Source organism: Nocardia uniformis NBRC 13702 (assembly GCF_001613345.1).
Taxonomy (GTDB): Bacteria; Actinomycetota; Actinomycetes; order Mycobacteriales; family Mycobacteriaceae; genus Nocardia; species Nocardia uniformis.
Window position 1 is genome coordinate 1 of the sequence record NZ_BDCE01000090.1, and the last position, 14,628, is coordinate 14,628.

10 protein-coding genes are annotated in these 14,628 nt (G+C 66.7%); all 10 read right to left on the minus strand.

Annotation, left to right across the window (positions count from 1 at the left end; genetic code table 11):
• The coding region (locus NU1_RS32665) for a type I polyketide synthase (RefSeq protein ID WP_067527367.1) at nucleotides 1-4,979 on the minus strand (4,979 nt) is incomplete at its 3' end.
• A 25-nt stretch (nucleotides 4,980-5,004) separates the two neighbouring features.
• The gene (locus NU1_RS32670; protein ID WP_067527369.1) at nucleotides 5,005-5,613 is read right to left on the minus strand and encodes an SGNH/GDSL hydrolase family protein; all 609 of its coding nucleotides are present in this window, start codon (nucleotides 5,611-5,613) and stop codon (nucleotides 5,005-5,007) included.
• A 32-nt stretch (nucleotides 5,614-5,645) separates the two neighbouring features.
• A complete protein-coding gene (locus NU1_RS32675; protein WP_067527371.1) occupies nucleotides 5,646-6,884 on the minus strand; it encodes an NAD(P)/FAD-dependent oxidoreductase in 1,239 nt (412 codons plus the stop codon).
• A gap of 120 nt (nucleotides 6,885-7,004) precedes the next feature.
• Nucleotides 7,005-8,792, minus strand: coding sequence for an AMP-dependent synthetase/ligase (locus tag NU1_RS32680; protein WP_245720417.1), 1,788 nt, complete (start codon nucleotides 8,790-8,792; stop codon nucleotides 7,005-7,007).
• 45 nt (nucleotides 8,793-8,837) lie between these two features.
• On the minus strand, nucleotides 8,838-9,473 hold the full coding sequence (locus NU1_RS32685; RefSeq protein ID WP_084522033.1) for an HAD-IA family hydrolase: 636 nt from the start codon (nucleotides 9,471-9,473) through the stop codon (nucleotides 8,838-8,840).
• Between the two features lie 67 nt (nucleotides 9,474-9,540).
• Nucleotides 9,541-10,473: a LysR family transcriptional regulator gene (locus NU1_RS32690; protein ID WP_067527373.1), complete on the minus strand. Its 933-nt coding sequence runs from the start codon at nucleotides 10,471-10,473 to the stop codon at nucleotides 9,541-9,543.
• 116 nt (nucleotides 10,474-10,589) lie between these two features.
• Nucleotides 10,590-11,414, minus strand: coding sequence for an MBL fold metallo-hydrolase (locus NU1_RS32695; protein WP_067527501.1), 825 nt, complete (start codon nucleotides 11,412-11,414; stop codon nucleotides 10,590-10,592).
• A 93-nt stretch (nucleotides 11,415-11,507) separates the two neighbouring features.
• The gene (locus NU1_RS32700) at nucleotides 11,508-12,320 is read right to left on the minus strand and encodes a carbohydrate ABC transporter permease (RefSeq protein ID WP_067527375.1); all 813 of its coding nucleotides are present in this window, start codon (nucleotides 12,318-12,320) and stop codon (nucleotides 11,508-11,510) included.
• Nucleotides 12,310-13,257 carry a carbohydrate ABC transporter permease gene (locus NU1_RS32705; protein WP_067527377.1) on the minus strand — a complete coding sequence of 316 codons (948 nt, stop codon included), beginning with the start codon at nucleotides 13,255-13,257 and terminating at the stop codon, nucleotides 12,310-12,312. The genes NU1_RS32700 and NU1_RS32705 overlap by 11 nt, the downstream gene beginning before the upstream one ends.
• Nucleotides 13,257-14,621, minus strand: a complete 1,365-nt coding sequence (locus NU1_RS32710) for an ABC transporter substrate-binding protein (RefSeq protein ID WP_245720418.1) — start codon at nucleotides 14,619-14,621, stop codon at nucleotides 13,257-13,259. Before NU1_RS32710 ends, NU1_RS32705 begins: the two co-directional genes overlap by 1 nt.
• Nucleotides 14,622-14,628 lie beyond the last annotated feature (7 nt).

The window sequence follows — 14,628 nt, forward strand, 5'->3', positions numbered from 1 at the left end:
GGATTGCCGAGCAGGCCCGCGATGGAGGTGAACACCACCAAATGCCGCAGCCGGTCGGTGTCCACGGCGTCGAGTACCGCGGCCAAGCCACGCAGTTTCGGTGCGAAGACTCGGTCGATCTGTTCGATTCCCTTGTCCGGCAACAGCGCATCGGCGAGGACGGCGGCCCCGTGCACGATGCCGTTCACCCCGCGATCGACCAGTGCGGCCCGCACCGCGGCGGCGTCGGTGACATCCACCGCGAGGTAGGTCGCACGGGATCCAGCCGCGTGCAATCGGTCGAGGGTGGAGCGAATCTCCCGGTTTGCGACCAATTCACCGTGCACGCGCGCGATGTCGCGCGGGACCGGACGATCTCCCCCGACCCGCAGCTGGTCGATCACCGCGGCACGGAGATCGGCGTCGACCACCCCGGCGGCCCACTCGGGCTCCGCGGTGAGCTCGGTGCGGCCCAGCAGAATGAACTCCGCCGAACCGGACTCGGCCAGCGCTGCCACACACAGTGCGGTAACGCCACGGGCGCCGCCGGTCACCACGAATACGTCATCGGGTTCGATCAGTGGTTCGGCGGTGGTCTCCGGGCCGACCGGGGAGGTGTCGACCGGGTGGGGGTAGCGGCCCGGGACAACCGCGCGCCGCCTCCCGCTGAGGTCCACACCGACCTCGAGGGTGTCGACGGCCGCATCGTCGAGTTCGGCGAATACCGCCGCGAGCAGCTGATCGTCCGCCAGATCCGGGTGCACGTCCACGGCTCGGCAGAACAGCCGCGGCGCCTCGGCCGCAAGGGTTTTCACCACGCCGCCGACTCCCCCGACCAGACCGGCCTCCGGGGCAGCCGCACCGGTGCATCCGAGCCCGCCGTCGAGCCGGGTCAGCGTGAGGAACGCCGCACGGCCCTCGGTACCCGTCAGGCTCCCCAGCGCGTACTTGGCGAGCAGAATCACCTCGGTGAGCTGTCGTTCGGCACCCGCCCATGTCGGCTCGCCATCAGCGACAGCAAGGACGAGATCAACCGTCGCAGAACAGACTTCACCGATCGACCGCTCCACCGACGCCGCGTCCGCGGCACCGGAGAGATCGATCCGCCGCACGGTCCATCCCCGTTGTTCCAGGCCCGCAACGATTTTCGTGGCATCGACGCCACCGTGGTCCGCGACGACCGCTACCGGATCGTCTCGGAACGGTGCGTCCATGACGTCGATGGCGGGCAGATCGACCAGTTCGACCCGGTGCCGCAGCGTTGGCGCGGGACCGACCTCCGAGCTCGGCTCAGCGGTCGGCGACGGCGCTTTTGGGTAGACACCACCCGCCTCTCCGACCAGTACGTCCACCATCTGATCGAGAGTTCGCAATTCACCGAGCACTTCGGGGCCGACGACCGGAAGGTCCGGGAAGCGTTCCTGGACAATGCCGAGCACCTGCACGCGCTTGATGGAGTCGACGCCGAGATCGGCCTCGAGGTCCATGGTGGGGTCGATCAGGTCGGTCGGGTAACCGGTCTTGTCGGCCACCACCTCGACCAGGGCCGCACGCACAGCCTCGGCGTCGAGGACATGACCGTTCGAACTCGACGGTTCGACCGCGATCTGCGGGGCCGTCTGTGTAACAGCAGGTTCCGGGGCGGGCGGCGGCGTGGCGACAGGGGCGGGCACGACGGCGGCGGGCGTGGTGGGGACCGGAGCGACGGCAGGCGTCGCGGCGGTCAGTGGCCGGGGAGCGACGCCCGCGGTGGCCGGCGGCGCGGGCCGGTATTCGACCGGTTCGCTCCACACGGCCGGTGCGACGGCGGATTCCAGCTCCGACAGTCGCGCCAGCACCTCCGCCGCCCGCTCATGCGCATGTCCGATGGCGACGCTCTGATCGCGCACCGAGGCAATGACGTTCGGCAGATTCGGATCGTCGAGCCCGTGCTGGGCGATCAAGCCGATCAGGGTCTCGGCTACATTCAGCTGGCTGTCCAGGTAGCGCGAGTGCAGCGCGAGGTGCTGGGTGGCCGGATCGTCCTCGGATCGGTTCCGGGCCTGCGGATGGACGGTCATCGGGTGTTCCTCCTGAATGTGGTGGGCCACAGCCCCATTGCCGTAGACCGGAGTCGGCACGGCCGCCGGAGCGGGTGCGGGCGGGGTGGCGAGTGCGGAGACGCGGAAACCGTCGGTGAGCCCGTCGGCGTAGGCGGCGCGCCGGGCGGGCGAGATGTATTCGGGAGCGGAGAGGCTGACGGTCATGCCCTTGCGGGCCGGTTCCGCGAGCGCAGGTGCGTCGTAACGGTTGATGCCGTCCAGGTCGACGCCCAGCACCGCCAGCTGCACCGCCGCCTGCTTGAGCGCGAGGTCGGAGTCGCCGAGCGGGCCGCTGTCGGTGGGGACGGCGACCACATCGGTGTCGGCCAGAATGGTCCGAACCAGGCCGGTGAGAACCTGTTTGGGGCCGAACTCCACGAAGACGGTGACCCCGTCGGCGTGCATGGCGCGCACCGCTTCGACGAATTCCACCGGGCGCAGCAACTGCCTCGCCAGGGTGTCGGCATTGGCCTGCGAGTCCGCCGCGTACGCGGCACCGGGACTGTTGGCGTAGACCGCTACGGCGGGTGCGCCGATGTCCACCGTGTTCAACGCCGCGCGGAAGTGTTCGACGGCGTGCCCGACGTACGGTGTGTGGAAGGCTGCGGAGACCGGCAGCCGACGCGCGGTGATCTCGCGGCGGGTGCACTCGGCCAGCAGCGCCTCCACTGCCTCGGTGCCACCACCCACGACCACCTGTTCGGGGGCATTGTGGTTACACACCAGCACATCCGGCGTCTCGGCCAGCAGCTCCTCGACCATGTCGCGAGTCGCCGCAATGGCGGCCATGGCCCCGGTGTCGCCGCTGTCGGCCACCGGTGCCATGGCGGTGCCGCGCGCGGCCGCCAGCCGGAAGTAGTCGGCATCGGTCAGGGCGTCGGCTGCCCACAGCGCGGTGAGTTCGCCGAAGCTGTGGCCGAGCATGCCGTCGCAGCGCAGGCCCAGCTCACGCAGGAACCGGAACTGTCCGGCCGCCAGCGCGCCGATGGCGGGCTGGGCGTATTCGGTGCGGCGCAGCGTCGACTCCTGCTGCTGGCGCAACTTCGGGTCGAAGATCGGCGGCGGGTAGACCGCCGCGGCCAGACCCGGATCCTCACCGGGGAAGGCCGCATTGGCCGCGTCGAAGGCGTCCGCCACCGTAGGCACGCTGACCACGGCTTCCAGCCCCATATCCAGGTATTGACTGCCCTGCCCAGCGAAGAGCGCCCCGACCTTCACGCCGACCGGCGCCTGGCGGCGGAAGTACACGCCCTGCGGCAGCGACCACTGCTCGGCGTCCGGGTCAGCGGATAGCCGTTCGGCCACCAGGGCACGCAGCCGCGCCGCGGTATTATCATCGGCCGCAGCGAATCCCACGCGGGCGTGCGCGGCGGGCACGGGGCCGCCGTCGACGGCGGGTGCGCCCGAGTTCAGCAGGTCCAGCAGCGCGGCCGGGTCCGGAGCGTGCCACAGGTTGGCGCGCGCGGTGCGGTGCAGATTTCGCACCGCAGAGCGGTCGCCGTCGTACTCCTCGAGCACCATGTGGAAGTTGGTGCCGCCGAAGCCCATTGCGGAGGCCGCCGCACGGCGAACCGCACGGCGCGGATCGCGAATCCACGGACGGAGTTTGGTGCTCACATAGAACGGTGCGGAGTCGAAGTCGATCCCGCTATTGGGCCGATCCACATTGATGGTCGGCGGAAAGACCTTGTGGTACAGGGCAAGTGACAGCTTCATCACGCTCGCGGTGCCCGCCGCACCCTTGGTGTGCCCGATCTGGGACTTCACACTGCCCAGGGCCGCACCATGACGCGGGGCCGCATTGTCAGCGAGCAGCTCGCGCAGGGCGGTCAGCTCGGTACGGTCGCCGACAGCGGTACCGGTGGCGTGTGCCTCGAACAATTCCACCGAGGCCGGTGAGCAGTCGGCGTCCTCGTAGGCACGGTCCAGAGCGATGCGCTGGCCCTCGGCGCGCGGCGCGTAGATGCTCTTGGCGCGCCCGTCGCTGGAGGAGCCCAGTCCTCGGATCACCGCGTAGATCCGGTTCCCGTCACGTTCAGCATCGGCCAGTCGGCGCAGTGCCAGCATGCCGATGCCCTCACCGAGCAGGGTGCCGTCGGCGTCATCGGAGAATGGTCTGATCCGATCGGATTTCGACAGCGCGCCGACCTTACCGAAGGACATGTACACGAAAATGGTGTTCTCCGTGTCGACTCCGCCCGTGATCATCATATCGGCGCGGCCGTCCACCAGTTCCGCGATGGCCGTGCGCATAGCCGCCAGCGAGGCGGCGCAGGCGGCGTCCACCGTGCAGTTCAGCCCGCCGAGGTCGAGCCGGTTCGCCACCCGCCCGGCGACCACATTGGCCAGAAAGCCCGGGAAGGAGTTCTCCTCCCAGGGCGCGAAGGCCCGTACGTAGCGGTCGGCGATCTCGTCGGCGTCGGCGGCGGTCAGACCCGCGGCCCGTACCACCTCCTTGAGCACCGGGGTGGACAGTCGCGCGGCCAGCGGGTGCATGAGCGGCACCGGACCGGTGGTGCCGAGCACAACGCCGGTCCGGGCCGGGCGATACCAGTCCGAGGTGTCAGCGCCGCTGTCCTTCAACAGATCTCGAGCCACCATCAGGCTCAGCGTCTGCATGGTGGTGGTGACGTCGAGCTGATTGGGCGGCAGACCGAATTCGAGGGGGTCGAAGTCGATGTCCGGCAGGAACGCGCCGCGCCGGGAGTAGGTCTTGTCCGGTGCGTCGGGGTCCGGATCGTAGTAGTCCGAGACCTTCCACCGCGATTCGGGTACCTCGGTGGTGCAGTCTTGGCCGTCGACAATGTTCTGCCAGTAGTCCCGGTGATTGCGGGCCATGGGGAACAGGCTGGACATGCCGACAATCGCGATCGGATTGTCGGCCAGTCGCCGCCCGATCCGCGTCGTTTCCTCGCTCACGTCTTTCCTCTCTGAGTGACCGGGCCTAAGCCGCGGCCAGCGACATCCCGGTCGTACTCGCCAGCAGCTCGGCGACCGAGCGGGCGAACCACTCATGTCCACGCGGGCTGGGATGCAGGCCGTCCGGCGACCACATGGCCGGATCGGCCCATTCGGGGACGGTGGTGACGTCCAGGCATAGCGCTCCGGTGCGTGCGGTCGTGTCGCGCAGGGCATCGTTGGCCCGGGCGAAGCGGTCCCGCAGCAGGGTCCGGAAGGTTTCGGGTACCGGGAGATTCGCCGGTATGTCGGCGTAGGTGGCGGTGAACACCGCGGTGTCCATGCCGGTGGTCTTTTCGAAGATGGCGGTGAGATTGCGTCGGAAGCGGTCCGGGTCGTAGTCACCCACGAGGTCGTTCACCCCGACGATGACGCCGATCACCGGGGCCTTGTTGGTCAGCGCACGGGTCAGCTGATGGTCGACGACGTCTTGCGTAGTGGCCTGGAAAGTGCCCAGGTTGCGCACGGAATCACCGGGCAGCCACAGCATTTCGGCCAGCCTGGGCACCCAGCCGTGCCAGCCGCCGCCCGGCGCGGCATCGCCGCGCCCTTCCACGAAGCTGTCACCGAGCGTGGTGAGTCTGATGGTCGCCATGATGGGTGTCTCCGATTCGGCTGGGGGGGCGATCAGGATTCGTCGGCCGAGTACATCCGCTCCCCCGCCGGAGTGCCCGCCGCGGTGTACAGGGTGTCCAGGTGTTCGGGCGCAAAGAACTCCTTGCCGTGCAGCCCGCCGCCGATCAGGCGGAAGAACTGGGTCAGACCCAGCTCACTGGCACTCGCGGCCCGGAAGACCGTCTCGTAGAAGGGTGGAGCCTTCAGCTCGGAGATCATGCAGGTGAAATTGAAGGTATCGGTGCTGCGCTCATCGCGAATCCGCTCGTACTCGCGCACCGCCGCGTCGATGGGCTGCTCACCGGATAGGCCCGCGTGCAGCTGATCGGCCAGAACCTCGCCGTAGACCAGGGCGTCCGAGATGCCCCAGCCGGTGAAGGGGTCCTTGTGGTAGCCGGCGTCGCCGACCAGAGCCCAGCCCGGGCCCGCCGAGCGACGGTAGTAGTTGTCCGGATAACGCATCGAGCGTAACTGCTCGGTCCGTTTCCCGTTATCCCGCAGCTGCGCACCGAATTCCGGCATGATCTGGTCGAATACCTGCTGGAAGTTGGCATCCACATCGGTGCGGAATTCCGCGAACCGGTCGAGCGGGCGCATCACGGTGACCAGATGTTGATTGTCATTCGTCGGCCACGCGCCGAACTGCTGCTTGTCGAATCCGGTCCAGTGGTGAAATTCCCAATCCAGGCCGTCGTAGTAGCTGTAGTAGACGAAGCAGGAAGCCGGTCGCACGGTATGGTATTCGGCATCGACCAGATCGCCGACGGTCGAATTGCGCCCATCCGCGCCGACCACGAACGAAGCGCGGAATTCCTGCTCGGAGCCGTCGGCGACAGTGCCCTTCACACCGCACACCCGACCGTCCTGCCACAGCAGACCGGTGACGGTGAAGCCCTCGATCACCTCGGCACCGGCTGCCCGGGCGGCATCGACCAGCAGGTTGTCCAGTACGGTCCGGCGCGGTGCGTAGACCTCGTCGATACCCTCGACCTCGGCGAAGCCGCGCAGGGTGATTCCGGTGTAGGAGAAGTTCAACCGGCGAATCGGAGTCACACCGGTGGCGACCAGCTTGTCCAGCAGGCCCCATTCCTTCAGCCGAGCCACACCGACCTGGTGCATGTAGTGGGTGGACACCGTATCGCTGGGGAAGGTCGACCGATCGACCACCAGGACCCGATGCCCCTTCCGGGCGAGCAGCATTGCCAAGGGCGATCCGGCGCACCGCGCGCCGACCACAATCACGTCGTACATGGAAATTCTCCCTACCTGCCGTGAATTCGACATAAATGATTCTCGGAGCTCCACAGGAAGCTCTCAAGGACTGAAACTTGAATCAGATTGCGCGATTGATGCTTTCGATCGGAAGCGGTACTAACTCGGCGTGTACAGCGCGGAAATATCGTCCGCATAGGCCTGCTCGATAACCGCTCGGCGCAATTTGAGCGAGGGGGTGAGCTGACCGTTCTCGACCGTGAAATCGCCGGAGACGACCCGGAACTCGCGAATGGACTCGGCGCGCGAGACCAAGCCGTTGGCGTCCTCGATGGCAGTGGCGATCGCCGCCATCAGTTCGGGGTGTCGCAGCCAATCCTGTTGCGATGCTTCCGATCCTCGATTGACCAACCAGGCATCGAGCGCCGCGGGGTCGACAGTGACCAGTGCCGACACGAAGGGGCGCGCCTCACCGAGAACCATGCAGTGGCTCACCAGCGGATGCAAGCGCACGCGATCCTCGAGTGGCGTCGGCGCGACATTCTTGCCGCCGGTGGTGATGAGGATTTCCTTGCGACGGCCGGTGATGTACAGGTAGCCGCCGGCATCCAGCTTGCCGAGATCCCCTGTGGGCAGCCAGGTTCCGGTGCTCTCGGCGAAATTCGGCCAGTACCCCGGTGACGTATTCGCGCCGGAGACCAGCACCTCGCCATCGGCCGCGATGGCCACGGTGGTGCCGGGCACCGGGCGGCCCACACTGCCGTGCCGATTGGCGTGCACCTGGTTGATAGTCACGGCCGTGGCCGACTCGGTCAGGCCGTACGCACCGAGAACCTGTACTCCCACACCGGCGTAGAAGGCGTCGGTGGTGGCGTCCAGGGACGCACCGCCGCTGATCACATACCGGCAGCGGCCACCGAACACCGCACGGACGGCGGCGAATTCGTCATCGTTGCGGGCACGGTGCGCGGCGGCCAGCTCCGGATCGACGGCGTCGGCCTCGAACATCGCACGGCCGTAGTCGACGGCCACAGCTTCGGCATCAGCGCCGATGGCGCTCCGGCAGCGCTTGCGAATCTTTTCCAGCGCGTAGGGCACCAGGGCCAGGAAGGTGGGCTGAAATGTCGGCAGCGCATCCAGCAGATCCGGTATTCCGGCCAGCAGTCGCGTTCGGGTCCCGCCGTGCAGGCAGGCGAGTAGCACTGTGCGCCCGAAGATGTGCGAGAGCGGCAGGGCCAGCAGAGTCGCCGAGTCCTCGGCGCGGAACAGTTCGGGCAGATGCCGGACCGTGTTCCCCGAGGAGGCGAACATATTGCGGTGGGTCAGCACGCAGCCCTTGGGCATTCCCGTGGTGCCACTGGTGTACACGATGGTCGCGATGTCATCGGCGCGGACGGCGGCGCTGCGCTCGACAAAGGACTCCGCCGTCGACGCGGCGGCGGGGACCGGCGGGTCGGTGAGCATGCGGACCGGCGTCCGCCACTGCGATTCACCCAGCCGGGCCAGCATGTCGCGCTGCTCGGCGGTTTCGGCGAAACCATGGACCGCGCCGGAATCGGCGATGATGTGGGCGATCTGTTGCTCGGAGGCGGTTGGGTACACGGGGACCACGATCGCGCCGATGCTCAGCGCGGCGTAGTCCACGACCACCCACTCGTAGCTATTGCGCCCCAGCACCGCCACCCGGTCGCCGTGCAGCACTCCAGAGCCGAGCAGTGATTCGGCGAATGCCACCACGTCACTGTGAAATTGGGCGAAGTCGATATCGATCCACCCGGCCTCGCCATGGCGGCACAGCACCGCACGGGCCGGTCGGTGGCGCGCACCCTCGGCGACTACATGGAACAGCCCGACCCGGTCCGGGAGGGCATCGGCATCGGTATCGCCTCGGGAGATCGCCGACAGGCCGTGATCGTCGACGGATGTGGACAGCAACAAGGTAACCACCTGAGGATTTCGTTGACCTCGCAGCGCGCCGGCGGAATGTGGTCGCTACTGCGCGGCCAGGATCCGATCGAGCTGCTCGAGTGTTTCGGAGTTTCCGCGGTGCCGGATCGCCCGCCAGCCGGCCGCTTCGGCGGCGAGGCAGTTGCGCGCACTGTCGTCGATGAGCAGGCAGCGTCGAGCGGGCACGTCGAGGGTCTGTTCGGCAATGCGGAAGATGCGGGGATCGGGTTTGCGGACACCGTATTCGTGCGATCGGACAATCGCTTCGAACACGGCGGATTCGGGAATCAATCGGGCGCGGTAGGGTTCCCACTCGCGCACGCTGTTGGTGAGCATTGCCAGCCGGCACTCCACATCGAGGCGGCCACTGAGGGCGTCGTACAGTTCGCCGTTGAAACTGCGGTTGCCGTACCATAATTCGCTGAATCGGCCGAGATCGGCGGCCGGCAGCCACGGTGCCAGCTGAGCGGTCACCCGCTCGCCCCACTCGGCCTCACCGAGCAGTCCGAGTTCCAGGGGCGCGAGCTCGTCGCCGCCGTATTCGGCGGCGACGGCCGAGCAGGCCAGCAGGAGTGTCTCGGCGGGCACCGCGCATTGCGCGGCCACCCGTTCGAGCACCTCCGCTACCGGGTCGGTGAGCACGCCACCGAAGTCGCACCAGATGACGAGTTCGCCGATCACGAACTCAGTCTCACTGCCTGTGAACCGGTCGGCAAGGCCGATAATCCACACGCACGGTTGGTGATTCCTATTGCGCCAGACGGGATTCCATCTTCATTGCCGATTCCAATGGTCGTGCGGATTCGATGCATCCGAGGAACGATCGGACGATCGGACGGGTATCGTCGGCTCGCCAGACGACGCATAATTCGACTGTCGGAACCGGGTCGTGCAGCGCCACCATGACCGTCTGGTTGTACCCCGCGGTAGGCGCGGCCCCGGCCCGCACCGAGGACGCGAACCCGATCATCGACTTGACCGACACCATGATGGCGGTGGCATTGGGATCGTCGAGGTGATGCTCGACATTGAGCTTGATCCCGCTGCGTTCGGCGGCATGGTGGATAGCGTCGTACATGGCCGGGCACTGCTGGCGTTCGAACAGGATGCAGGACTGACCGGCCAGCTCGCTGAAGGATGTGCGCGAGCGCCGGGACCAGCTGTGCCCGCGGCCCACAACCGCCACCAACGGCACCTGTAGCAGCGGCCGGCTGTGGAATTCGGTGGCCGCGGGACGGCCGTACACGAGCCCGACATCCAGGGCCCCGGCCGAGAGCGCGGCCAGCTGCGGGCCGGTGCGCTGTTCGATCAGGTTGACCGTGACATTGGGGAGAATGGTGTTCATGCGCGCCAACGCGGCAGGCAGGATGCGCTGGCCGGACGCGAAGTTGTACCCGATTCGCAGGGTACCGGCGCGGCCGAGGGCCACCTCGCGCACCGTCGATCGGGCCTCTTCGGTCTGGGTGAGGATATTGCGCGCGAGATCGCACAGTACCGCGCCCGCCGGCGTGAGATTGACCTGGTGTGAGCTGCGCTCCACCAGTTGAACTCCCACACTTCGCTCCAGCCTTTGAATCTGCTGGCTGAGTGAGGGTTGGGCCAAATGTAGTCGGGCAGCCGCGCGGCCGAAATGAAGTTCTTCCGCGACGGCCACAAAAGACGCCAAGAGTCTGAGCTCCATATTTACCTCCCCTTCGGGATGGGGCTCAGCGTATCCGGCCCGAATAACCACGGGTGAACCTACCGAACGGCGAAATGAACTGTAGGCGATACCGCCGCGGTCACATTCGCCCGTGGCTAGCGCCCGATCTTGTGGACCATCCCCGGGTACGCAAGCCGCACGCGGCCCGGAAACAGTTGCACCGCTTCGTCCAGGCGGGCCTTCAGCCAGACCTCGTCACCGGTCGGCATATGCGTCAGCAACAGTTCGCGCGCGCCCGCCGCGGTGGCGGCCCGGGCGGCGTCGGCCGCACAGAGGTGGCCGTGCGCACTGCGGTCCGTGTGCTCCAGACTGGCCTCACACAGGAACAGGTCCACCCCCGCCGCGAGGCGCTCCAGCGCGACCGAGACGCCGGTGTCACCGGAGTAGGCGAGCGAACCGTCCGGACCGCAGATCCGCAGTCCGCAATTGGGTTTGGCATGCGGAAGGGCGATGAACTCGCAGGTATTGTCGCCGATGGTCACGGTGTCGTCGGGCTGGTATTCGCGAATGTCGAAGGCCGCTTCGAAGACTCGGTCCAGGATGGGTAGCGACTCGGTGGTCAGCGCCGAGGCCAGGTTCTCCAGGACGGAGCGGGCACCGACGGGAACATACAGCGGTATCAGCGGCATTCGATCCGGGAGATTCTCGAACCAGGATTCGAAGCCGGGGTACTTGGCCAGTGCGTAGGGGGCCAGCAGGATCTTGCCCAGCGGCAGCAGGTCGTAGCAGTGATCGATATGCAGATGACTGATGATCACCGCGTCCAGACCGGCCGGATCACGATCGGCGGTGAGCGCGGTCGCGATGCCGGGACCGCAGTCCAGCAGCACCCGGCTACCGCCGGTTTCCACCAGATAGCCGGAACTGGGCTGACCGTCCGCTGGCATTCCGGCCCGGCAGCCGAGCACAGTGAGTTGCATTTTCATTCTCCGTTCCGCGGGTGCGCCGAATCGAGGGCGCGCGAATACATAAAAGGTCGACCGGATTACGTGGTCTGAGTGAATGAGCGGGAATTACTTGAGCCCCGAACGCACGAAGGCGTTGACGATCTGGCGTTGCAAGAGCAGATACAGCACCAGCACGGGTAGACAGGCCAGGCTCGCGACCGCCATCATCGGCCCCCACTGCTCACCCTCGGTACCCATGAAGCTGCGTAATCCCAGTTGCAGCACGCTGTTGGACCCGCGCAACAGCACTGCGGGCCAGAAGTACTCGTTCCAGGCGTTGATGAACAGCACGATGGTCAGAGCGGCCAGGGCGGGACGCAGATTCGGGACCACCACCGTCCACAGGATCGACCAGGAGGAGCGGCCATCGATCTTGGCGGCGGCCACCAGCTCCTTCGGGAACGCGGCCATGTGCTGGTGCAGCAACAACAGGGCCAGAGCTGAACACAGCGTCGGCAACACCACGCCGACCAGCGAATCCACGAGCCCCATCCGATTGAGCAGAATGTAGTTGGGCAGCATGGTGACCTGGAACGGGACCAGCCAGATGCCGACGAACGCCAGGTACAGCACCCGCCGCAGCGGGAAGGTATACATGGCGAAGGCGTAGGAGGCCAGCAGCGCTACCAGCAGTTGCCCCGCCGTCGACAGGGTCGCGACGAAGAAGGTGTTCGCCACCAGGCCGGCGATGTCCACCTTGTGTGCGGCGTCGGCGTAGTTGGCCAGCGACATCGGCCACGGCACCGGCGACAGCGAGGTCACATCCTCGGGCCGACGCAGCGCGGTGGCGAACAGCCAGTAGATGGGGAAGACGCACACCACCGCGGTGATGATCAGCATCATATGACTGCGGACGCCGCGCAGACGATCAATCATCATGGAAGGCCACCTTTTCCGAGATCCACACCAGTACGCCCGCGATCACGCCGAAACCGAGGAACAGCAATACCCCCGCCGCGGCGCTGAGCCCGGCGTCGAAGCTGTGGAACGCGTAGTCCCAGAGCAAGTAGTAGATATTGGTGGTGGATTGCGCCGGTCCGCCCTGGGTCATCGAGTCGATGAGCGGGAAAGTGAGTGTCGGACTGAGCAGGAAGGTGGTGAGCACCAGGAAAAGCAGGGTCGGCGACAGCAGCGGTAGCGTGATCCACCGGAAGATCTGACGCGGACCGGCACCGTCGACGCGGGCCGCCTCGTCGTAGTCATTGCTGATACCGGCCAATCCGGCCCACACCACCAGCATGGCGAAGCCGAGCAGGTGCCAGCCGGTGATGACAATGATCACCCACGGCGCGGTCTCGGCGTCGTAGACCCAGTTCCGGTCGGTGCCCAGCACCCGGTCCACCGCACCGGAACCCGGATGCAGCAGCCACCGCCAGACCGCCGCCGCCGCGACCGGAGCCACCAGGAACGGCGCGAAAGCGAAGGCCTGGTACGCGGTTCGGGCCCGTGTCGACACCCGGCGACTGGCGAGCGCGATCAGCAGCGGCAGGAGCACGGTGAACGGCAGCAGACCGATGATGAGCAGCACGGTCCGCCAGATCGACGCACTGAAGGACGGGAGTTCCAGCAGCCGTTCATAGTTGGCGGTGCCCACCGACCGCATCGGCGAGGTGGGCAGCAGGTTCCACGACAAGGTGGACAGTTCGAAGGCCTGTGCCAGTGGCCGATAGGTCCACACGATCAACAGAACCAGCGCGGGTGCCAGATACAGGTATGGCACGACACGACGCAGGAGGCGGAGACGCGCGGGACGTCGCACCGAAACGTGTTCGGGGACAGCGGTACCGCTCTCCTGCGGGGCTTCGAGGACGAACATCACGGAAGCAGTCGCGCGCCGGCCTCGTGGGCGGCGGTGAGAGTTGACTGCGGGTCCCTGCCCTGGAACACGATGGATTCGACCGCCTCCATCATGCCGTCACGGATCTGCAGATAACTATTGCCCGGCATGGAGATCCACGGCTCCATGCGCTCGAGCTGCGCCACATTCGGAGCCAGCAGCGGGTTCGCCTTCGACCAGGTCGCCAGACCGTTGGCATCGTCGAGGAGGCCGGTGCGCAGCGGCAGGTAGCCGATCCCCTGCGAGATCTTGGTGTAGGCGGCCTCGCTGGTGAGGAAGGTGATCAGCTCCCACGCCGCGCGCTGCTTGACCGGGTCGTTGGACAGGATGTGCAGTCCGGCACCGGAATTCGTGGGGATCGTGGGCCTGCCGTCGAAACTGGGCATGGCGGCCGATCGCAGGTCCCACTTGCCCTTCGCACCGGTCATGAAGGTGCCCTGAATGGCGCTGGACTCCAGGATCATGCCGATCTCACCGCGGGTGAACGCCTCGTACCCCTGCTTCTGATCGAGCTTGGGCATCGCACCGGTGGAGACCAACTGCTGCCCCATCTCGGCTACCTCGACCGCAGGCCGATCGGCGTAGGTCAGTTTGCCACGGTCCTCGGAGATGACGCGTCCGCCATTGGAGCGCACCAGCGATTGGAAGCACCAGTCCTTGGCGGACTTGGTGAGGCAGTCGATGTAGACCCCGCCCTTACCTGTGCGCTCGGCGATCGCTTTGCCCGCATCGGCCACCTGCGCCCAGGACGTCGGCGGAGTTGCCGGGTCCAGGCCCGACTGCTCGAAAAGCGAAGCGTTGTAGTAGAGCACGGGCGTGGACAGCACGAACGGCACCCCGTAGGTGTGGCCGTCCCAATCGCTCAAGGTGCGCGCCGTGGGAGCGTATGGGTGCTGCGCGCCATCGAAGTTGCGCTGCACCTCCGCCTCGCCCACCAAGGTGTCCAGGGGCTTCGCGCCGAGCTGGTGAATGGTGAAATCCAGGTCGCTGAAACCGAGCTGGGCCACATCCGGGGGTGTGCCCGCCACGATCTGGCTCTGAATGCTGGAGATGGTGTCGGTAGTCGGGTTGGGGCTATTGCCCTGCGGCTTTTGCGCGGTGACCTCGATATTCGGATGTTCCGCCCGGAACTGGGCGATCAGCGCGTCGAAGGTGTCGGTCCAAGCTCCGGCCAGGCCGTAGTTGTAGGACTCGAACACGATCGAGACCTGCTGGTCCGCAGCCAGTTCCGGGACCCGCACGGCTGTCGTGGACTCGGTTTCGCTGGTAGCGCCGAGGCCGCAGGCGGTGAATGCGACCAGGGACGCGGCCACCAGGCCCAGCATGGGCACGGTGCGTTTCACGGTATTT

Excerpts from the sequence above, each read along its gene's own strand:
- NU1_RS32670 (WP_067527369.1), bottom strand. The coding sequence starts at position 5,613 with ATGGCGACCATCAGACTCACCACGCTCGGTGACAGCTTCGTGGAAGGG.
- NU1_RS32675 (WP_067527371.1), bottom strand. The coding sequence starts at position 6,884 with ATGTACGACGTGATTGTGGTCGGCGCGCGGTGCGCCGGATCGCCCTTG.
- NU1_RS32690 (WP_067527373.1), bottom strand. The coding sequence starts at position 10,473 with ATGGAGCTCAGACTCTTGGCGTCTTTTGTGGCCGTCGCGGAAGAACTT.
- NU1_RS32695 (WP_067527501.1), bottom strand. The coding sequence starts at position 11,414 with ATGCAACTCACTGTGCTCGGCTGCCGGGCCGGAATGCCAGCGGACGGT.
- NU1_RS32700 (WP_067527375.1), bottom strand. The coding sequence starts at position 12,320 with ATGATGATTGATCGTCTGCGCGGCGTCCGCAGTCATATGATGCTGATC.
- NU1_RS32705 (WP_067527377.1), bottom strand. The coding sequence starts at position 13,257 with ATGTTCGTCCTCGAAGCCCCGCAGGAGAGCGGTACCGCTGTCCCCGAA.